The organism is Buttiauxella noackiae ATCC 51607 (assembly GCF_001654865.1).
Classification (GTDB): Bacteria; Pseudomonadota; Gammaproteobacteria; order Enterobacterales; family Enterobacteriaceae; genus Buttiauxella; species Buttiauxella noackiae.
Genome location: NZ_LXEO01000077.1, coordinates 1 through 1,816, shown reverse-complemented (window position 1 = coordinate 1,816; position 1,816 = coordinate 1). Strand labels below are relative to the sequence as shown.

The following is a 1,816-nucleotide window of genomic DNA, read 5'->3' as shown; positions in this document are numbered from 1 at the left end:
GCGTAATATACGCCACCTCGAGTTAGCAAGCGAAAGCGCCTAACTCACTGCTCTTTAACAATTTATCAGACAATCTGTGTGGGCACTCGCAGGATTGATATCTCAGATACCTTCGGGTATCACAAAAAATATCAAGTCTTGAAGAGTGACCAAGCAGTAATTCATTTAGTTGAATTATTACGAAAGTTAATTTTTGAGCACCGCTTCACGAGTTGAAGCAAATCAAGCTTTTAATTGAAGAGTTTGATCATGGCTCAGATTGAACGCTGGCGGCAGGCCTAACACATGCAAGTCGAGCGGTAGCACAGGGAGCTTGCTCCTGGGTGACGAGCGGCGGACGGGTGAGTAATGTCTGGGAAACTGCCTGATGGAGGGGGATAACTACTGGAAACGGTAGCTAATACCGCATAACGTCTTCGGACCAAAGAGGGGGACCTTCGGGCCTCTTGCCATCAGATGTGCCCAGATGGGATTAGCTAGTAGGTGAGGTAATGGCTCACCTAGGCGACGATCCCTAGCTGGTCTGAGAGGATGACCAGCCACACTGGAACTGAGACACGGTCCAGACTCCTACGGGAGGCAGCAGTGGGGAATATTGCACAATGGGCGCAAGCCTGATGCAGCCATGCCGCGTGTATGAAGAAGGCCTTCGGGTTGTAAAGTACTTTCAGCGAGGAGGAAGGCATTGTGGTTAATAACCGCAGTGATTGACGTTACTCGCAGAAGAAGCACCGGCTAACTCCGTGCCAGCAGCCGCGGTAATACGGAGGGTGCAAGCGTTAATCGGAATTACTGGGCGTAAAGCGCACGCAGGCGGTCTGTCAAGTCGGATGTGAAATCCCCGGGCTCAACCTGGGAACTGCATTCGAAACTGGCAGGCTAGAGTCTTGTAGAGGGGGGTAGAATTCCAGGTGTAGCGGTGAAATGCGTAGAGATCTGGAGGAATACCGGTGGCGAAGGCGGCCCCCTGGACAAAGACTGACGCTCAGGTGCGAAAGCGTGGGGAGCAAACAGGATTAGATACCCTGGTAGTCCACGCCGTAAACGATGTCGACTTGGAGGTTGTTCCCTTGAGGAGTGGCTTCCGGAGCTAACGCGTTAAGTCGACCGCCTGGGGAGTACGGCCGCAAGGTTAAAACTCAAATGAATTGACGGGGGCCCGCACAAGCGGTGGAGCATGTGGTTTAATTCGATGCAACGCGAAGAACCTTACCTACTCTTGACATCCACGGAATTCGGCAGAGATGCCTTAGTGCCTTCGGGAACCGTGAGACAGGTGCTGCATGGCTGTCGTCAGCTCGTGTTGTGAAATGTTGGGTTAAGTCCCGCAACGAGCGCAACCCTTATCCTTTGTTGCCAGCGGTTCGGCCGGGAACTCAAAGGAGACTGCCAGTGATAAACTGGAGGAAGGTGGGGATGACGTCAAGTCATCATGGCCCTTACGAGTAGGGCTACACACGTGCTACAATGGCGCATACAAAGAGAAGCGACCTCGCGAGAGCAAGCGGACCTCATAAAGTGCGTCGTAGTCCGGATCGGAGTCTGCAACTCGACTCCGTGAAGTCGGAATCGCTAGTAATCGTAGATCAGAATGCTACGGTGAATACGTTCCCGGGCCTTGTACACACCGCCCGTCACACCATGGGAGTGGGTTGCAAAAGAAGTAGGTAGCTTAACCTTCGGGAGGGCGCTTACCACTTTGTGATTCATGACTGGGGTGAAGTCGTAACAAGGTAACCGTAGGGGAACCTGCGGTTGGATCACCTCCTTACCTGAAAGATACGAACTTGCGTAGTGCTCACACAGATTGTCTGAT

1 rRNA gene is annotated in these 1,816 nt (G+C 52.5%); it reads left to right on the top strand.

Going from position 1 to position 1,816, the window contains the following annotated elements:
* Positions 1-231 precede the first annotated feature (231 nt).
* Positions 232-1,771 (top strand): 16S ribosomal RNA (locus tag M979_RS22165).
* The last annotated feature ends 45 nt before the right edge of the window (positions 1,772-1,816 follow it).